Source organism: Acinetobacter sp. A1 (assembly GCF_012371315.1).
Classification (GTDB): domain Bacteria; phylum Pseudomonadota; class Gammaproteobacteria; order Pseudomonadales; family Moraxellaceae; genus Acinetobacter.
In genome coordinates, this window is record NZ_JAAZQY010000003.1 from 76733 (window position 1) to 94546 (window position 17814).

At 39.6% G+C, this 17814-nt stretch carries 19 protein-coding genes and 1 other RNA gene; 15 read left to right on the forward strand and 5 right to left on the reverse strand.

The features are described 5' to 3' along the window. The first annotated feature begins 42 nt into the window (after positions 1 to 42). The 10 genes from frr to lpxA are packed head-to-tail and all read left to right on the forward strand — an operon-like array spanning position 43 to position 10114. Complete coding sequence (gene frr / locus HHA41_RS01915; RefSeq protein ID WP_004976711.1) at positions 43 to 597, forward strand: ribosome recycling factor; 555 nt, start codon at positions 43 to 45, stop codon at positions 595 to 597. Between the two features lie 3 nt (positions 598 to 600). Continuing rightward, the gene (gene uppS / locus HHA41_RS01920; RefSeq protein ID WP_168418934.1) at positions 601 to 1353 is read left to right on the forward strand and encodes a polyprenyl diphosphate synthase; all 753 of its coding nucleotides are present in this window, start codon (positions 601 to 603) and stop codon (positions 1351 to 1353) included. 3 nt (positions 1354 to 1356) lie between these two features. Next, a complete protein-coding gene (locus HHA41_RS01925) occupies positions 1357 to 2181 on the forward strand; it encodes a phosphatidate cytidylyltransferase (RefSeq protein ID WP_168418935.1) in 825 nt (274 codons plus the stop codon). Then, positions 2182 to 3378 (forward strand): 1-deoxy-D-xylulose-5-phosphate reductoisomerase, encoded by a 1197-nt coding sequence (gene ispC, locus HHA41_RS01930; protein WP_168460289.1) that lies wholly within the window; start codon positions 2182 to 2184, stop codon positions 3376 to 3378. 3 nt (positions 3379 to 3381) lie between these two features. Further along, positions 3382 to 4737, forward strand: a complete 1356-nt coding sequence (rseP, locus tag HHA41_RS01935) for an RIP metalloprotease RseP (RefSeq protein WP_168460291.1) — start codon at positions 3382 to 3384, stop codon at positions 4735 to 4737. A 40-nt stretch (positions 4738 to 4777) separates the two neighbouring features. Then, a complete protein-coding gene (gene bamA, locus HHA41_RS01940; protein WP_216075684.1) occupies positions 4778 to 7222 on the forward strand; it encodes an outer membrane protein assembly factor BamA in 2445 nt (814 codons plus the stop codon). A 41-nt stretch (positions 7223 to 7263) separates the two neighbouring features. Then, a complete protein-coding gene (locus HHA41_RS01945) occupies positions 7264 to 7764 on the forward strand; it encodes an OmpH family outer membrane protein (RefSeq protein ID WP_168460293.1) in 501 nt (166 codons plus the stop codon). Between the two features lie 3 nt (positions 7765 to 7767). Beyond that, the gene (gene lpxD / locus HHA41_RS01950; RefSeq protein ID WP_168418939.1) at positions 7768 to 8838 is read left to right on the forward strand and encodes a UDP-3-O-(3-hydroxymyristoyl)glucosamine N-acyltransferase; all 1071 of its coding nucleotides are present in this window, start codon (positions 7768 to 7770) and stop codon (positions 8836 to 8838) included. Between the two features lie 5 nt (positions 8839 to 8843). Further along, positions 8844 to 9329, forward strand: coding sequence for a 3-hydroxyacyl-ACP dehydratase FabZ (gene fabZ, locus HHA41_RS01955; protein WP_168460349.1), 486 nt, complete (start codon positions 8844 to 8846; stop codon positions 9327 to 9329). Further along, on the forward strand, positions 9326 to 10114 hold the full coding sequence (lpxA, locus tag HHA41_RS01960) for an acyl-ACP--UDP-N-acetylglucosamine O-acyltransferase (RefSeq protein WP_168460295.1): 789 nt from the start codon (positions 9326 to 9328) through the stop codon (positions 10112 to 10114). The genes fabZ and lpxA overlap by 4 nt, the downstream gene beginning before the upstream one ends. A gap of 93 nt (positions 10115 to 10207) precedes the next feature. On the opposite strand, the gene HHA41_RS01965 is transcribed toward lpxA, so the two are convergent. Continuing rightward, a complete protein-coding gene (locus HHA41_RS01965; protein ID WP_168460297.1) occupies positions 10208 to 11041 on the reverse strand; it encodes a YbgF trimerization domain-containing protein in 834 nt (277 codons plus the stop codon). A gap of 351 nt (positions 11042 to 11392) precedes the next feature. On the opposite strand from HHA41_RS01965, the gene ffs reads away from it, so the two are divergent. Continuing rightward, positions 11393 to 11489: signal recognition particle sRNA small type (gene ffs, locus HHA41_RS01970), an RNA gene on the forward strand. A gap of 47 nt (positions 11490 to 11536) precedes the next feature. Here ffs and HHA41_RS01975 read toward each other — a convergent pair. The 4 genes from HHA41_RS01975 to HHA41_RS01990 form a co-directional block, all read right to left on the reverse strand. Beyond that, positions 11537 to 12223: a regulatory protein RecX gene (locus HHA41_RS01975; RefSeq protein ID WP_168460299.1), complete on the reverse strand. Its 687-nt coding sequence runs from the start codon at positions 12221 to 12223 to the stop codon at positions 11537 to 11539. Between the two features lie 79 nt (positions 12224 to 12302). After that, positions 12303 to 13349, reverse strand: a complete 1047-nt coding sequence (gene recA / locus HHA41_RS01980) for a recombinase RecA (protein WP_104851910.1) — start codon at positions 13347 to 13349, stop codon at positions 12303 to 12305. Between the two features lie 143 nt (positions 13350 to 13492). Further along, entirely contained in the window at positions 13493 to 13933 is a 441-nt protein-coding gene (locus tag HHA41_RS01985; RefSeq protein WP_104851911.1) for a S4 domain-containing protein, read from the reverse strand. Then, a complete protein-coding gene (locus tag HHA41_RS01990) occupies positions 13926 to 14600 on the reverse strand; it encodes an HAD-IA family hydrolase (RefSeq protein WP_168418944.1) in 675 nt (224 codons plus the stop codon). The genes HHA41_RS01985 and HHA41_RS01990 overlap by 8 nt, the downstream gene beginning before the upstream one ends. Positions 14601 to 14879: 279 nt before the next feature. On the opposite strand from HHA41_RS01990, the gene HHA41_RS01995 reads away from it, so the two are divergent. From HHA41_RS01995 to HHA41_RS02010, 4 genes are all read left to right on the forward strand, one after another. Beyond that, positions 14880 to 15125, forward strand: coding sequence for a hypothetical protein (locus HHA41_RS01995; RefSeq protein ID WP_104851912.1), 246 nt, complete (start codon positions 14880 to 14882; stop codon positions 15123 to 15125). 374 nt (positions 15126 to 15499) lie between these two features. Then, a complete protein-coding gene (locus HHA41_RS02000) occupies positions 15500 to 15679 on the forward strand; it encodes a hypothetical protein (RefSeq protein ID WP_168460301.1) in 180 nt (59 codons plus the stop codon). A 219-nt stretch (positions 15680 to 15898) separates the two neighbouring features. Continuing rightward, positions 15899 to 16747, forward strand: coding sequence for a 3'(2'),5'-bisphosphate nucleotidase CysQ (locus HHA41_RS02005; protein ID WP_168460303.1), 849 nt, complete (start codon positions 15899 to 15901; stop codon positions 16745 to 16747). A 63-nt stretch (positions 16748 to 16810) separates the two neighbouring features. Beyond that, positions 16811 to 17545, forward strand: a complete 735-nt coding sequence (locus HHA41_RS02010; protein WP_168419373.1) for a histidine phosphatase family protein — start codon at positions 16811 to 16813, stop codon at positions 17543 to 17545. Positions 17546 to 17814 lie beyond the last annotated feature (269 nt).

Sequence of the window (17814 nt, forward strand, 5' to 3'; positions counted from 1 at the left end):
TATATTTTGACTCAAATTTTAGAATACAGTAAGGAAGATCTTATGATTAACGATCTTAAAAAAGACAGCGAAGAACGTATGAGCAAGACTTTAGAGTCTTTAGAACATGGTTTTGCCAAAGTGCGTACAGGTCGTGCACATCCATCTATTTTAAATGGTGTGATGGTTTCTTACTACGGTTCCGATGTGCCATTAAACCAAGTTGCTAACATTGGTGTTGAAGATTCACGTACCTTATTGGTTCAGCCATTTGAGCGTTCAATGGTGTCTGCAATTGATAAAGCCATTCGTGAGTCAGATTTGGGTTTAAACCCAATTACAGCAGACGCAATTCGTGTACCACTTGCTGCATTGACTGAAGAAACTCGTCGTGACATGCAAAAGGTTGCACGTTCTGAAGCTGAAAATGCCAAAGTCGCGATTCGTAACATCCGTCGTGATGTATTGGGCGACATCAAAGCTTTATTGAAAGAAAAAGAAATTTCTGAAGATGATGAGCGCCGTGCAGCAGATGACATTCAGAAAATCACAGACAAATACGTTGCAGAAGTAGATAAGCGTCTTGCTGCAAAAGAAGCTGAGTTGATGAAGGTCTAATCAATGACCACATCTGAAGACTGTTTGTCTTTGCCAAAACATGTTGCCATCATTATGGATGGCAACAATCGTTTTGCAAAAAAAAATCAAATGCAAAAAGGGGAAGGACATCGCTCTGGCAAAGATGTGCTTGACCCGATTGTTGAACACTGTAGAAAAAAACATATTCAAGCTTTAACCGTTTTTGCTTTTTCTAGTGAAAACTGGAACCGTCCACAGTTTGAAGTGGATTTACTCATGCAATTGCTGGAAACCACAATTCATGAGCAACTTCCACGCATGGAAAAATTCAATATTGCCTTACGTTTTATTGGTGACCGTTCACGTTTGTCACCGCATTTGCGCGAGTTAATGTTGCATGCTGAACAAAGGACTGCTAATTTCAATAGCATGACACTCACAATTGCCATTAGTTATGGTGGTATGTGGGATATGGCACAAGCTGCGAAACAAATTGCAGCAGATGTTGTGGCAAATAAAATCGAAATTGAACAGATAGATACACATTTGTTTGGTCAATACGTCAGTCTGGCAGACTTACCACCTGTAGATCTTCTGATTCGTACAGGCGGCGATTTTAGATTGTCCAACTTTCTACTTTGGCAAGCTGCGTATGCTGAATTGTATTTTACCCAAACCTTGTGGCCTGAATTTTGTATAGAAGAATTTGACGATGCGCTGGCCGTATTTGGTGGTCGTGAACGTCGTTTTGGTAAAACTTCTGAGCAAATTCAGCAAGAGAAAATTGAGAATTAATACATGTTAGAGCGGATTATTACCGCATTGGTATTGGTCGCTGTAGTATTGAGTTGCATGTTTGCAACTCAGTCTCATTATCCAATGTTTATGCTGATGATTGTTGCAGCAGGGGTTGCGGGCTATGAGTGGTTCAAACTCATGCCAAGAAAAACAAATTACGTACTCAAGCCTATGGCTTGGGGCTTTGGTGTATTGACTGCCGCTTTGGCAGCGATGGCACTATATTTTAGTGATATTGCCTTATTACTTTGGGCAGCTTCAATTTTTACATGGTTACTCAGTATTTATTGGGTTAAATCTTATCCAGATTATGACGCATGGTATAACCCGAGCTTAAGCTTTATTGGTTTCATTTTAATTTCTGCCGCAGTCACCGCTATTTTTTCAGTTTGGGAAAGCTCACCGTGGTGGTTGATGTACCTATTCCTGTTGGTATGGGGTGCAGACTCTGGTGCTTATTTTGTTGGGCGTAAACTGGGCAAGAAAAAACTTGCACCGAATGTCAGCCCAAACAAGTCCGTAGAAGGCTTATATGGTGGTGTGTTCACTGCTATGCTAATCGTGATTGTGGTTGAGGTGGTGTATTTAGACCTGACCTTGGCACAACACATCTTATTCCTGCTTCTTTCAGTCATTACAGTATTTAGCTCAGTATTGGGTGATTTATTTGAATCTATGATCAAACGCCGTGCAGGAATTAAAGACTCTGGACGTGTTTTGCCGGGTCATGGCGGTGTATTAGATCGTATTGATTCTTTGCTTGCAGCAGCTCCAATTTTTGCTGCGGGTATGTATGTTTTAAAACTTATTGGTGTAGATTTATAAATGTCACAAGCTGTTTGTATCTTGGGTGTGACAGGTTCAATTGGACAAAGCACCCTAAAAGTACTGCAACAACATCCTGAGCAGTATTCAGTTTTTGCAGTCACGGCCCATAGCCGAATTCAAGAACTGGTTCAAATATGCAAACAGTACCATCCTAAAGTTGTGGTTGTACCTGCCGCCAAAGTAGATGAATTGCATCAACTGTTTCGCCAAAATCAAATTTCAAATATTGAAATTTTAAGTGATGAAGTGGGGCTAATTGCGGTTGCTGAACATCCTGAAGTGGATGTGGTCATGGCAGCTATTGTAGGTGCTGCAGGCTTATTGCCAACATTGGCAGCAGTTAAAGCAGGTAAGCGTGTATTATTGGCCAATAAAGAAGCATTGGTGATGTCGGGTGATATCATGATGCAGGCAGCTCGTGAACATGGTGCTTTGTTGTTGCCAGTAGACTCTGAACATAATGCGATTTTTCAGTGCTTACCTGAACATTATTTACAAGCGGAACGCAACGGACAGCCTAAATTGGGCGTATCGCAAATTTTATTGACTGCTTCAGGTGGTCCATTTTTAAAACATAGCCTAGAAGAATTACAACACGTTACTCCTGCGCAAGCCTGCAAACATCCAAACTGGTCTATGGGACAAAAAATTTCAGTCGATTCTGCAACTTTAATGAATAAAGGGTTGGAATTAATTGAAGCGTGCCATCTTTTTGCAATTTCAGAACATTTTGTTACAGTCGTTGTGCATCCACAGAGTATTATTCACTCCATGGTTCAATATGTGGATGGTTCAACTTTGGCGCAAATGGGTAATCCTGATATGTGTACGCCAATTGCGCATGCTTTGGCATGGCCGCAGCGTATTCAAACGCATGTGCCACCATTAGATTTGTTTGTGAATCATCAGCTAGATTTTCAGGCTCCAGATACTACACGTTTCCCAGCCTTAAGTTTGGCACGTCAAGCCATGCAAGAAGGTGGTTTGGCTCCTGCTATTTTAAATGCAGCCAATGAAATTGCTGTCGATGCTTTTTTAAAGCAACAGATTCGTTTTACCGAAATTGCGACAGTGGTTGTGCATACATTGAATCAGATACAAAATTCAGCCGCCGAAAGCATTGAGCTGATTTTGCAGGCAGATAACAACGCTCGTGCGATTGCACAGCATTTTGTATTAAATAAAGGAAGCTAAAGCATGAGTGCCTTATTTATTGTGGTTGCCGCGATTCTTTTGCTTGGCCCTTTAATTGCAATACATGAATTTGGGCACTATTTTGTTGCACGTAAGCTTGGTGTCAAAGTTTTAGTATATTCCATTGGCTTTGGGCCAACTATTTTAAAATGGACTTCTAAAAAGTCAGGTATTCAATATCAGCTTTCAGCATTGCCTTTAGGTGGCTATGTCAAAATGCTAGATGAGCGTGAAGAAAGCGTTGCTGAAGAAGATTTACCTTATGCTTTTAACCGTCAGCATCCGTGGAAACGTATTGCGATTGTGGCAGCAGGGCCGCTCATTAACTTAGTTTTTGCTATTTTATTGTTTTGGGTTTTATTTTTACCTGCTCAAGAGCAACTGAATACGCGTGTGGGTAAAGTATTGGCAGATACACCTGCAGCAGCTGCACAAATGCAAGTAGGCGATAAAATCACAGCCATTGATGGCACATCTGTAAGTACGTGGGAAAAACTTAACTTTGCACTGGTTGATCGTGTGGGTGAAACAGGCAATATTCAGGTACAGGCTGAACGTGCAGGTGAAATCAAAACCTTTAATCTTCCGATTCAAAATTTTATTAACGATCAATCTCAGTCGCCTTTAGATGTACTGGGCTTTACGCCTTATCGTCCACAAATTCCTGCTATTGTCAGCAAATTAAGTGAAGATGGTGCAGCGATTCGTCAAGGCATGAAAGAGGGCGATCAAATTGTGGCAATTGATGGTGTAAAAATGAATGACTGGTACGATGTGGTACAAGTGGTTCAGGCATCGCCAGAAAAATTACTGAAAGTTGATGTGCTCCGCAATAATCAAATACAGCAACTGGAAGTCATGCCACAAGGTAAACGCGATAACATGGGTAATGTTTCGGGTGTATTGGGTGTACAAAGTGATCCTGGAAAAATTGTAATTCCAGAGGACTATAAGCAAACCATTCAATATAGCCCAAGCGAAGCATTATTGATGGCCGTAGATAAAACAGGTCAGCTATCAAGCATGATTCTGAATTCTACTGTCAAAATGGTACGTGGTCTAATTGGTTTAGATAACTTATCAGGCCCAATTACCATTGCCAAAGTAGCAGGACAAAGTGCAGAAATGGGATGGCAAACGTTCATTTCCTTTATGGCACTCATGAGCGTAAGCTTAGGAATTCTAAATTTATTGCCAATTCCAATGTTGGATGGCGGGCATTTAGTTTATTATTTTATCGAGCTGATTCGTGGTAAACCTGTTTCTGAACAAATACAATTAGTTGGTTTAAAAATTGGTATGGTACTGCTTGGAAGTATGATGCTTCTGGCATTATTTAATGACATTATGCGTTTATAACAACGTAGATACGAAAAATTTAACATTGGAAAAGACTGGCATGCAGCACACACATTTATTTATGCCCTTGGCACTCGTCAGTGCAATGGCGGCAACACAACAAGTATATGCAGCAGATGAATTCATTGTACGAGATATAAAAATAGATGGTCTTGTTCGTTTAACGCCAGCCAATGTCTATGGAATGATTCCAGTCAATAGTGGTGATCGTGTCAATGAGGCCGTTTTAGCCAATGCAATTCGCTCACTGTATGCCACCGGTTTGTTTGATGATATTCAGGCCACTCGTGAAGCAGACACGCTAGTATTTAAAGTGGTTGAACGTCCAATCATTTCTAAAGTTGAATTTAAGGGCAATAAACTGATTCCAAAAGAAGCATTGGAAGACGGTTTAAAGAAAATGGGCGTGGCTGAAGGTGAAGTGCTGAAAAAATCTGCACTACAAACTTTAGAGTCTGAGCTTGAGCAGCAATATATGCAGCAAGGCCGTTATGATGCAGATGTACGCGTCATCACCACGGCACGTCCAAATAACCGTGTAGATTTAACCGTTGAGTTTGTTGAAGGTAAAGCCGCTAAAGTGGTGGATATCAACATCATTGGTAATACAGTTTTCAAAGAAAGTGAAATTAAGCAGGCTTTTGCGGTAAAAGAAAGTAGCTGGAGTTCAATTGTTACCCGTAATGATCGCTATGCACGCGAAAAAATGGCGGCAAGTCTTGAAGCATTACGTGCTCTATACCTCAATAAAGGTTACATCAACTTCAATATTACCAATTCAAGTTTGAACTTGAGCGAAGATAAAAAGCATATCTTTGTTGAAGTGTCTGTAGATGAAGGTGAGCAATTTAAGTTTGGTGAGAGTAAATTCTTGGGCGATGCTTTATATAAGCCTGAAGAACTGACCGCACTGCAAATTTACAAAGACGGTGAAACTTATTCACAAGAAAAAGTGAATGCAGTAAAACAATTATTGCTGCGTAAATATGGTAATGCAGGCTATTACTATGCCGAAGTCAATATTGTTCCGCAAATTGACAAAGAAACCAAACTGGTCGATTTAAACTACTACATTAACCCAGGTCAGCAAGTAACTGTGCGTCGTATTAACTTTGCAGGTAACAGCAAAACTGCAGATGAAGTTTTACGTCGTGAAATGCGCCAAATGGAAGGTGCATTGGCAAGTAATGAAAAAATTGACTTGTCCAAAGTGCGTTTAGAGCGTACGGGTTTCTTTAAAACCGTAGATGTTAAGCCTGTGCGTATTCCAAATGTGCCAGACCAAATTGATTTAAATGTAAATGTAGAAGAACAGCACTCTGGTACCAGTACCTTAGCGGTCGGTTTCTCTCAAAGTGGCGGTGTGACATTCCAGGCTGGTTTAAGTCAAACTAACTTCTTGGGTACAGGTAATGCAGTTTCGATTGATTTATCACGTTCTGAAACGCAAGACTATTATAACTTAAGTGTGACCGACCCATACTTTACCATAGATGGTGTACGTCGCGGCTATAACATGTACTACCGCAAAACTAAACTAGATGATACCTATAACGTCAACAACTATGTGACAGACAGTTTAGGTGGTGGCATTAACTTCGGTTACCCAATTGATGAAAACCAAAGCATTAGTGCAGGTTTAATCATTGACCAGACTGAGGTAACCACAGGTAATGGGGTTTCGACTTATATTCGTGATTATTTATTAGAGAATGGTGGTAAAGAAATCGGGTTCTCAGATTATTGTGTTGATAGTAATGATCCTTGTACAACGCAGTCTAAACCAGATCGTTTTTCTGGAGAATATTTAACATATAACTTAAATTTGGGTTGGTCATACAATACTTTAAACCGTCCAATTTTCCCAACCAATGGTATGTCGCATCGTGTCAATGCTGAAATTGCTTTGCCTGGCAGTGATGTTGAATTCCAAAAAGTCACTTATGATGCCCAAGCCTACTTTCCATTAGGTAAAGATTTTGTCTTGCGTGGTTATGGTAAGCTAGGCTTTGGTAATGATTTACCATTCTATAAAAACTTCTATGCAGGTGGTTATGGTTCTGTACGCGGTTATGACAACAGTACCTTAGGTCCTAAATATGACAGTGTCTATGCAGAACATAATTCATTGGAAAATTATGATTTGGAAGAAGTTGGTGGTAATGCCTTGGTACAATTTGGTACTGAACTGGCTTTACCTGTACCATTTAAAGGCGATTGGACACGTCAGGTACGCCCTGTGATTTTTGCCGAAGGTGCGCAAGTATTTGATACCCAGTGTGATATTTCTTCATCAGCTGATTTGAGAAAATATTGTAAAGACAACTATAACTTTGACTTCGGTGAGATGCGTTATAGCGTGGGTGTAGGCTTTACTTGGATTACCATGATTGGTCCGTTGTCACTTAGCTATGCATATCCATTGAATGATAAACAAGGCGATGACACCAAAAATATCCAATTTGAAATTGGTCGTACTTTCTAAGTACGACCCAAATTGGATCGTTTAAACACAGGATGTAGCACATGAAAAAAACAATATTGAGTTTGGCATTGTTTGGTTTGTCTAGCATGGCTGCTGTGGCGCATGCTGCAGGTTATGGTGTGGTGAGCTTGGAACGTGTTGTTGAAAGCAGCAGTTATCTCAAACAGCAAAATTTGGCATTGCAACAATCAGTTAAACCGCAAACCACTAAACTTGAGCAATTGGCCAAAGAGTTAGAAACCATGCAGCAGCGTGCGCAACAATCTAACAATTTATCTGATGCTGAAAAGCAGAAAATGAATACCCAATTCCAAGCCAAGCTAAAAGAATTTAATGGTTTGCAGCAAGTTGTACAAACCCGTGTTCAGGCAGAATTGCAGAAAATTAACGATGGTTTTGAAACACGTTTGAAGCAAATTGCTGAACAATTGCGTAAAGAAAATGGTTTAGATGTGGTTTTGAATAAAAACTCAGCACTTGCCTATGACCCGAAGCATGATTTAACTGATAAAATGATTCAAAAGGTTAACGCAATTAAATAATCAATGAGTTCTCAATATTATCGCTTAGAAGACATTGCTGCTCTAGTTCAAGGTCAATACATTGGACAGGCCGATTTACGTTTGCGAGGTTTGGCAAGCCTTGAGTGTGCTCAAGCAGATCAACTTACATTCGTAAATGGCGATAAGTATTTAGCACAAGCACGTAGCTCCCAAGCGGGGGCTTTTATTGTGACTGCTCAACTGCAAGCTGAGTTAGACAACCATCATAACTTTATTGTGGTGGATAACCCGTATTTGGCTTTTGCAATTCTGACTCATGTGTTTGAGCGCAAACATACTCAACGTGGTATTGAAAGCACTGCACAAATTCATCCATCTGCCATGATTGCCGATAGTGCCTATATTGGTCATTATGTGGTGATTGGTGAAAACTGTGTTGTGGGTGACAATACGATTGTGCAATCGCATTGTAAAATTGATGATTTTGTTGAAATTGGTCAACAGTGTTTTATCGATTCTCACGTGACCTTAACAGGTGAGGCTAAACTGGGGGATCGGGTACGTATTCATGCCAACACGGTAATTGGTAGTGAAGGCTTTGGCTTTGCGCCTTATCAGGGAAAATGGCATCGTATCGCACAACTCGGTTCAGTCATTATTGGCAACGATGTCCGTATTGGCTCGAACAGCAGCATCGACCGTGGCGCATTAAACGATACAATTTTGGAAGATGGCGTCATTGTTGATAATCTTGTGCAAATCGCACATAACGTCAAACTTGGTGCACATACCGCAATTGCGGCAAAGACTGCCGTTGCAGGAAGTGTGACGATTGGCAAAAACTGTATCATTGGTGGTGGAAGTGCAATTTCAGGGCACTTAAATATTGCCGATAATGTGACTTTGACGGGAATGTCAATGGTCACAAATAATATTTCTGAAGCAGGGAAATATTCTTCAGGTATTGGCTTGTTTGAAAATCAAAAGTGGAAACGTACTGTTGTGCGTCTCAGACAATTAGCAGATGTGCCATTGACCCAATTGGTGAAAAGACTTGATGATATGCAATCTCAAATTGAGTCCCTTGAATCAACTTTTAAATTGCGTAAATAATTATGATGACTGAGTCGAATTCTAGCACCTTCACTAAACCTGAATTGCCAATGCACATTCAAACTATTCGTGAGTATTTACCCCATCGTTATCCATTTTTATTGGTCGATCGTATTGTCGAAGTGACTGATAACGGTATCGTGGGTTATAAGAATGTATCTATTAACGAACAATTCTTGCAAGGCCACTTCCCGAACTATCCGATCATGCCTGGTGTTTTAATCGTTGAAGCATTGGCACAAGTGTCGGGTATTCTAGGTTTTATCATGAATAATGAGAAACCAAGCGCAGGTTCACTGTTTCTTTTTGCAGGCGCTGAAAAAGTTCGATTTAAAAAACAAGTCGTTGCAGGCGATCAACTTGTATTAAAATCGGAATTAGTTATGCAAAAACGAGGCATTTACAAATATAATTGTATCGCCACCGTTGATGGCGTTGTCGCAGCAACCGCGGAAATTATGGTTTCGCATCAGAAAACAGAGCAAGCATGAGCAATAACCCACTCATTCACCCAACCGCTATAATTGACTCATCTGCAGTAATTGCTTCAGATGTGACGATTGGACCATATTGTATTGTTGGCCCAAATGTAACGATTGGTGAGGGTACAAAACTTCATTCGCATGTGGTGATTGGGGGTTATACCCGTATTGGTCAGCACAATGAAATCTTCCAGTTCGCAAGCGTAGGCGAAGTCTGCCAAGACTTGAAATATGCGGGCGAGGAAACTTGGTTAGAAATTGGTGATCACAACAAGATTCGTGAACATTGCAGTCTGCATCGTGGTACGGTACAAGATAACAGCCTGACCAAAATTGGTAGTCACAATCTACTCATGGTGAATACGCATATTGCTCACGACTGTATGGTGGGTGATCACAATATTTTTGCCAATAATGTTGGCGTGGCAGGCCATGTGCATGTGGGTGATTATGTAGTTGTGGGTGGAAACTCGGGTATTCATCAGTTCTGTAAAATTGATTCTTTCAGCATGATTGGTGGTGCATCACTTATTCTTAAAGATGTACCTGCATATGTAATGGTGTCTGGTAATCCTGCACATGCGTTTGCAATGAATGTGGAAGGCATGCGTCGTAAAGGTTGGTCGAAGGATGTGATTCAAGGTCTTCGAGAAGCCTTTAAACTGATTTATAAATCTGGATTAACGACAGAGCAGGCCATTCAACAAATTCGTGATGATATTTTGCCAAATGTGGCAGAAGCACAGCGTTTGATTGATTCTCTGGAACAGTCTGAACGTGGTATCGTACGTTAAGATATAAATTTGTTTAATGCTCATTGCATCAAAAAATTAAAAGACATCCTCGGATGTCTTTTTTTATTGGCTTAAATTTGCAATAGCTTAAGTTTATTTTACGAAGCCTGCTTCTTCAGATTGAGGATATTGACTGAGAATTTTGCTTCTATATTGGCCTGCTAAAGCAGGTTTATGGTCAACATCTTTGGCAATACTATATAAGCGGTATAAAGCACTGGCAGCTTTTGCAGATTGCGGGTATTTAGTTGCTACAATTTCAAAATTCTTTTTAGCTTCCGTGTAATTGGTAGGTTCAATTGCTAAATTAAACTCAGCCAACCAGAAGTAAGCATTACTGATATACACGCTGTCTGGATGGTTTTTAATGAAATTTTGCATGGGTGCAATGGCTTTTTTGGCCCCACCTTGCTTATAAGCATCTAGTGCGATGGTATATGCTGCTTTTTCCTGCTCAATATTGGCATTTAAGCCTTGTGCCGTTGGTGTCGCATTGTTTGCAGACTGAGGCGCTGGAATGTTTAACTGGTTGTTACTGGGGCTGGGAGAGCTATCCTTTTGGTTATCCTCCTCAGACATTGGTGCAGACTCAGGATCGACTTTTTGCTGTAGTAATTCTAAGCGTTGATCTAAATCCGTATAACGATTCTGTAATTCGTGTTTGAGCTGTGAAATTTCATTTTCCTGCTCTTCAATTTTGCCACGTAATTGACGGATATCATTATCTAATTGTTGATTTTTTTGCATTAATTGCCAATTTACATTGGTAGGAACATTGGCTGTTCCCATGTTAGTTGTCCCGATTGCGGGGCTGTTGGCATAGTTGGCACTGCTTTGGCTAAGGTTGTGACTTTCAATTGGAATATTGGCAAATACAGATGTAGAGCACAGTAGGGCAAGGGCACAGAGTGCATGCTTTTTTAGCATAGTTGAATATCCATTTAAATCTTGTATGGATTGAGCCTCCCTATATGAAAAGGCACAATCCGTTAATCTTGTCATTTTGACATTTAAAACGTCCGGGCAGGGAAATGCAATAAGCTTTTACAAACTTATTATCAATCTGTGCTGATTGTGAATTTGAGATGTCTAAACCAAGTAAATTTAATTTGAATGGTATGCTGTTAAAGCAAAAGGTTTTGTTTTGCTGTTATAAATAAGCCAAATTGCTTGAGTTGTTTTTAAAATAATCAAATGGATAGCTTTAACGCAGGAAATTTTGTTCAACACTTGCAAGTTTGCTAAAAATCTCTATACTCTGTTTTGCAATGGTAGCCCTGCCGGTTACTTCGCAATTGTACTCTACGAACCCCGTCAGGACCGGAAGGTAGCAGCGGTAGTAGAACTATGATGTGCCGAAGTCTTGCTGGTAGGGTTGCCACCAGATTTAAAAAATATAATTATTTATCTTCTTTATTCAATTTAAAACTCTTGTTCTTGTCTACGAATTGCTTTCATAATCGCATCCATATCAAAACCTCGATATTGTAAAAACCGAATTTGTTTGGCTTTAAGTTTGGGCTCGTTTGCGACTTCTGTGCCGAATTTTTTCACTTTGAGTTGATAGGCCTGTTCTGCCCAATCGGTTTCTTTGAGTTCTTCTGAGATTAAAGCTGTATCTACTTTCTTATTTTTAAGTGCCATTTTTATGCGATTTGGCCCTTTGCCTTTGCGTTTTTGGCTGGCCAAGAGCATTTCTGCAAGACGCTGATCACTCTGATAATTTTCTTGTGCTAATTCATTGACTAATGCAATCACTTCCTCGCGGTTGTCTGCATAGAGTGCTAATTTTTCAATTAAGTCATTTTTAGAATATTCTTTGCGTGTGAGCACGGCAAAGGCATAACTGCGTAAACGAGAACCTGTGAGTCCAGGACGTTTTGTTTGTTGTGTTTGATCGTTGCTTGCACCCTCATCTTCATAAGCTACTGTATCTTTATGATCGCTATTATTTTGAGACAGTGGTTGGACATGAGTGGAAGTAAAACGTAGTGCAGTGTCTGTATCTTGATGCGTATGCACGGTTTGCGATGTCGGCGCATCATCTTCGCCAAATTGTTGTTTTAAGGCTGCGTAATCAATCAGTTTTGGGAATTTGGGCTCAGACATACAAAAGGGTATCCATATACAATAAAACGCCCCGTAGAGCGTTTTATTTAAATCGGTCTGTGTTCATCTTACTGCATGCTTAAACATCAAGTAAGTCAAACTCTTCTTCGTCTTTATCTTCTACTGGGGCAGCTTGACCTGTAGTCAGTAGTTGTTCACGAATAATTGCTTCAATACCTTTTGCAAGCTCAGGATGCTCTTCAAGGTGGCGAATGGTATTGTTTTTACCTTGACCAATTTTATCGCCCTGATAAGAATACCAAGCACCTGCTTTTTGAACGATATTTTGTTGAACAGCTAAATCGACCAACTCACCCAAGTGGTTAACGCCTTTACCATAAAGAATTTGGAATAGTGCTTCTTTAAATGGAGGTGCCATTTTATTTTTAACGACTTTAACTTTGGTTTCTGAACCAATAATTTCGTCACCTTCTTTAACCTGACCTACACGACGAATATCTAAACGAACAGAAGCATAGAATTTCAGTGCGTTACCGCCTGTTGTTGTTTCAGGGCTACCAAACATTACACCAATTTTCATACGAATTTGGTTAATGAAAATCACCATACAGTTTGAGCGTTTGGCATTACCCGTGATTTTACGTAAGGCCTGACTCATTAAACGTGCTTGTAAGCCCATGTGTGAGTCACCCATTTCGCCTTCAATTTCGGCACGAGGGGTTAAGGCTGCAACGGAGTCGACAACAATCAGGTCAATTGCACCTGAACGTACTAGCATATCTGCAATTTCAAGGGCTTGTTCACCATTGTCAGGCTGAGATACCAATAAGTTGTCGATATCTACACCAAGTTTACGTGCATATTGAGGATCAAGCGCGTGTTCGGCATCAATAAAGGCACAGGTTCCACCTGCTTTTTGACACTCTGCAATGGCTTGCAGAGTCATTGTGGTTTTACCTGATGATTCAGGGCCATAAATTTCAATGATACGGCCTTTAGGTAAACCGCCAATGCCCAAGGCGATGTCTAGGGTCAATGAGCCTGTAGAAACTGCTTCTACCGCTTGCACAGTGTTGTCGCCTAGGCGCATCACCGTGTTCTTGCCAAATTGCTTTTCAATTTGGCTTAAAGCGGCATTCAGCGCCTTGCTTTTATTCTCATCCATCTTACAACCTCAATACGATGTCACTAAATAATATACTTAAGTGGATGTATTTACTTAAATCGTTTCCACGTGCATATAGTGACAGAATTTGTCCTGTAATTCTATTTATATCACGAGCTGTACGACAGCCTGTGACGCTCTATTTAATCATCATTATATGACCAAAACTGGTCAAATTGCTGATCATTCTCTTGTTTAAATCTGCTGATATCACGACGGTCTTTTTTACTTGGTCGATGATCAGGTCGTGCTAGATTATGCAACTTTCTTTGGGTGGCAATCAATTCCCTACGCGCAATACTCACTTCAGTTTCTTCATAAAGTTGTTGTGCGATAGGAGCAGGGCCGCGTACTCCTGACAGCGCTTTGACCAATACCGTTTTTTTATCAAAGCCTTGTTGAATAGTCAGTTCAGTACCTACACGAATTTCTTTAGAAACTTTAACGCGTTCACCATTGTGATGAACTTTACCGCCTTCAATGGCCGCTTTTGCAATAGAGCGGGTTTTAAAAAAACGTGCAGCCCATAGCCATTTATCAATTCGGATGCTTTCGATTGCTTCGTGTGACGAAGTTTTAGGCATATTTTTGAGTGTCCTCAAATTGTTCTAAGACAGGAATTAAATCTGTTAATTGGTGCAGCATTGGGTAATTACAAGTCTGGCGGGCAGGCTTTGCCGAAGAAGGCTGAGCAATACTAAATAAGTGACCAATGCCAAAGCTTTTGGCACCATTTAACACTTTTTCAGTGTCATCTATAAAATAGCAGTCTTCGGCTTGAAAAGGATGCAACTGTTGTAACTTTTGCCAAAATTCAATCCGTTCTTTGGCGTAACCAATACTCTCAGAGCTAACAATAACTTCAAAATAATGCGCTAAACCTGTATGCGCTAATTTAAAATCTAAGCCTGCGCAGTCGGCATTAGTTGTGAGCCAAAGTCGGTAGCCCTTATTTTTTAAGTAGTCTAATAGTTCAATTGCCTGTGGACGCAAGGTGACTTGGTTTTTGTATTCAAGTTGCATGGCAAGCATGTCAATTCCAACCTTTGCAGTCCAAAAGCTGGATGAGTACCATTCGAGGGTGTGACTATGTGCCTGATAAAAATCATATAAAATTTCTTTACTGCGTGCTAAAGAACAGCCATGAACTTCTGCATAACGAATAGGCAGTTGTTCATTCCAGATAAAATCATCATAAGCGAGGTCTAACAGTGTGCCATCCATGTCAAACATGATGATATTTTTTTGCATTGAGCTACCCTGAAATATTGCCAATAGGTAAAGTAAACAGGCTCATTTAAGCATGCTTGGCGAATAACACAAAATACTGTCCGATTATTTGAGGTTTTATGTTAGGCTGAATGTGTGAAATTTATGCAGTTTTGAATTTGAAATTCTAAGATTCAGTCAATTTTTTAAAATCTTACTGTAGCGTTCACAAAAACTATTTTTTTGACATAGTGCTGTATTTTTTAAACTGTATAAGCGTAGCAATAGAATGCAAAACTTAGCTTAATTAGGGAGTCAGCTATGGCTGAACAACAGTATTTAGATTTGAAGTATTTAGATAAGCAGTTAGATGAATTTGAGAAAAAGAAGAAAAAAATTAAGAAAATGCGTATCGGTTATAAACTATTTACGCATTTAATGGGAGATGAAAAGTTTGCTCATCATGTTTCAGAATCTGCTTTAAACCCTGATAAACGCAGTTACCGTAAAGTTAAAATTAAAATCACGTCAGATGAAGGTGAATTGACTTTCCTTGAAAAAGATTAAGCGTTTTTAAAAGTACATATTTTTTTAATATGTACATATTTGTGTACATAAATAAGAGCCTGATATGCCTATATCAGGCTTTTTATTTGATGGGCTTGTGATTTAAGTCACATAAACTTGATCTAACACTGCTGATTAATCCTTACGATCAAGCAAAATGCATAAAGCTGTCATAATTAGTATTTAAGCTTCAAGTTACCAAAGTGAAATCATCACGCTTTATAGAGATTATTTTTAGTATAGGTTCTGTATGTAAATGTGGGTTATCACATACAAATGTTACGTATCAACTATCAAAAGTGAAATGAATGTGACAGAGCGATCGCTGACAATAATCACAATTTTTAGTCATTAAATAAAATAAAGGAACTGTGATGCCTATTTTAGGAATTGCCATTACTACGATTTTAGGGCTTTTGGGTATTGCTGCAATTATTCTCGGTTTTATTGGTGGCGAAACTTATTTGGTGATTGTGGGAATTTTATTATTGGTAAGTGGTGGGTTGGCTTTATCAATGTTTAAGAAAAGTTTATCCAATCCATTTAAAGATTAATCGGATATTTGCATTTTTTTATTTATAGATACTGAAAACAAGAAATTATATTTTGATAAATAATTTGTATAAAATATACGCTAGTATGAACTTAGACAAATTGGTTGTAAGCGCTAAATAAATTCACGGTTCTAGACATCGCATAGCTCATAAATTTTATTACAATAGAACTCATGTAATGCGTAAGAAGTGTCAAAATGACACTGATCAAGGATATCTATGTTTATAAAAGCAACGCAACCGCAGCATGCACTGATTGAGCAGTTGCTTCCCGTGATGGTGCAAGCATGTGATATTCTTAATCAGGAGTTTCAGCAATATTGCTCGGGTGCGACATTTGATGTAGAGAAAAAGAAGGACAATTCACCTGTTACTCAAGCGGATTATCGGGTAAATCATTATTTAACACAGGCTTTGGCTGAAATTTCTACTTTGCCGTTGCTGTCAGAAGAAGGTGAGCAAAGCCAACGGCAAGCATGGCATGAGTTTTGGTTGCTCGATCCTTTAGATGGAACCAAAGAGTTTTTACACCAGCGCCCTGAATTTACAATTAACCTGAGTTTAATTCGTGGTGCGGTAACGACTTTTGCAGTGTTGGCAGTGCCAGGGGAACACAATATTTACTTTTGCCCAGAACAAGGCATGCCGTTGAAATATCACATTTTGACGCAGCAGTGGTATGTGTATCAAGCAAATGATCATACAACATCGATTTTGAATATAGGTCTAAGTCATAGCAGCCAAAGCAAGCCACAGTACAGCGCGTATTTACAGGCTTTGGCAAAGTTGACCGCGTATGTAGAGTTAAAAGCGGGCAGTGCCTACAAATTTTGTATGATTTTGGAAGACCGTGTCGATATTTATCCGCGTTTTCACCCAACTTCAGAATGGGACACCAGTGCAGGACAATGTTTATTGGAGCGAATTGGTGGAGGCTTAGTCGATTTTCAAGGTCGTGCATTTTTATATAATCAGCGTGATACCTTGCTTAACGGCGGCTTTATTGCCTATAAAAATGCCAAGATGAAGCAGATTGCCTTGCAGGCACTAGGACTTATGGCGAAGTGAGATTGAGCAAAGTGCTGAACATGGTATAGTGTCAGCTAACCAAGTTAAAATTTTGGCTAGATCATGGCATTAGAATTACTCCCTGCAAGTATGCTTAAAGCAATTGATTTATTGCCTGATGCTCAGACTCCTGTAACTTTATTTACCCGTCATTCTATACGTGAAATTGTGGTGGGTCAGGGTTTGGCGGGCTATAACTTGCAATTGACTGAGCAAGGGCGTGATCTGGCGGAAGCTTGGGGCGGTTACTTGGTTGGTAATACAGACCGTGTGATTCAGCATTGTATTTCAAGTCCAATTCAACGTTGTGTCGATACCGCAGCTTTGATGATTCAAGGCGCAGATGGTATTACCCTTGAGCCGAATACCCATCATATTGAAATTGTAGAGCAGGGCTTATTGGTGGAGCCAGGCAGTTTTGTCTTGGACATTAAACAGGCGGGCCCATATTTTCAGAAGCAAGGTGCTTTGGGTTTTATTAATAGCTTTGTGAATAATGCGTTGCCTGGCATGAAGCATCCAATACATGGCGTGGTGGATGTGCTTGAACTGATTTATAACACGCATCCAACCAATCAATATGGCCTTAGTTTGGCCGTGAGTCACGACACTATTTTAGCTGCAATTATTGCCGTTATTTCTGGACGAAATGAAGTTACTCAAAGCGATTGGCCTGACATGATGGAAGGGCTTTTTGTATGGTTTGAGGGCGATGAGTTCTTGGAATCTAAATTAAAATGGATTTGGCGTGGTCAAATTCATACTTTAGATATCTCACAATTTCGGCAAAAAGTTTAGACAAAACGCTCTTTATATCTAAAACGCATAAATAACTACGGTTAAGACCATGAATTATTGTGGATACGAATTCATATTGCCTTAGACATTCCTCATACCGTTCGTCTAAAACCTAAAAATATTCAAAAATTTTTCTCTTATTTTCTTTTATCACTTTTTATTTAGATTGTTGACTCGGTCAAAAATCAGGGTTCAATACGTGCGCTATTGTTAAATTATTTACGCCAATTTTTAAGAAAAAATAACAAGTTTATTGCTTTGAGTTAAAT

Excerpts from the sequence above, each read along its gene's own strand:
- HHA41_RS01990 (WP_168418944.1), bottom strand. The coding sequence starts at position 14,600 with ATGCAAAAAAATATCATCATGTTTGACATGGATGGCACACTGTTAGAC.
- uppS (WP_168418934.1), top strand. The coding sequence starts at position 601 with ATGACCACATCTGAAGACTGTTTGTCTTTGCCAAAACATGTTGCCATC.
- lpxD (WP_168418939.1), top strand. The coding sequence starts at position 7,768 with ATGAGTTCTCAATATTATCGCTTAGAAGACATTGCTGCTCTAGTTCAA.
- fabZ (WP_168460349.1), top strand. The coding sequence starts at position 8,844 with ATGACTGAGTCGAATTCTAGCACCTTCACTAAACCTGAATTGCCAATG.
- HHA41_RS01975 (WP_168460299.1), bottom strand. The coding sequence starts at position 12,223 with ATGTCTGAGCCCAAATTCCCAAAACTGATTGATTACGCAGCCTTAAAA.
- HHA41_RS02010 (WP_168419373.1), top strand. The coding sequence starts at position 16,811 with ATGGCATTAGAATTACTCCCTGCAAGTATGCTTAAAGCAATTGATTTA.
- HHA41_RS01925 (WP_168418935.1), top strand. The coding sequence starts at position 1,357 with ATGTTAGAGCGGATTATTACCGCATTGGTATTGGTCGCTGTAGTATTG.
- HHA41_RS01985 (WP_104851911.1), bottom strand. The coding sequence starts at position 13,933 with ATGCCTAAAACTTCGTCACACGAAGCAATCGAAAGCATCCGAATTGAT.
- bamA (WP_216075684.1), top strand. The coding sequence starts at position 4,778 with ATGCAGCACACACATTTATTTATGCCCTTGGCACTCGTCAGTGCAATG.
- HHA41_RS01945 (WP_168460293.1), top strand. The coding sequence starts at position 7,264 with ATGAAAAAAACAATATTGAGTTTGGCATTGTTTGGTTTGTCTAGCATG.
- HHA41_RS02000 (WP_168460301.1), top strand. The coding sequence starts at position 15,500 with ATGCCTATTTTAGGAATTGCCATTACTACGATTTTAGGGCTTTTGGGT.
- ispC (WP_168460289.1), top strand. The coding sequence starts at position 2,182 with ATGTCACAAGCTGTTTGTATCTTGGGTGTGACAGGTTCAATTGGACAA.
- HHA41_RS01995 (WP_104851912.1), top strand. The coding sequence starts at position 14,880 with ATGGCTGAACAACAGTATTTAGATTTGAAGTATTTAGATAAGCAGTTA.
- HHA41_RS02005 (WP_168460303.1), top strand. The coding sequence starts at position 15,899 with ATGTTTATAAAAGCAACGCAACCGCAGCATGCACTGATTGAGCAGTTG.
- recA (WP_104851910.1), bottom strand. The coding sequence starts at position 13,349 with ATGGATGAGAATAAAAGCAAGGCGCTGAATGCCGCTTTAAGCCAAATT.
- lpxA (WP_168460295.1), top strand. The coding sequence starts at position 9,326 with ATGAGCAATAACCCACTCATTCACCCAACCGCTATAATTGACTCATCT.
- HHA41_RS01965 (WP_168460297.1), bottom strand. The coding sequence starts at position 11,041 with ATGCTAAAAAAGCATGCACTCTGTGCCCTTGCCCTACTGTGCTCTACA.
- frr (WP_004976711.1), top strand. The coding sequence starts at position 43 with ATGATTAACGATCTTAAAAAAGACAGCGAAGAACGTATGAGCAAGACT.
- rseP (WP_168460291.1), top strand. The coding sequence starts at position 3,382 with ATGAGTGCCTTATTTATTGTGGTTGCCGCGATTCTTTTGCTTGGCCCT.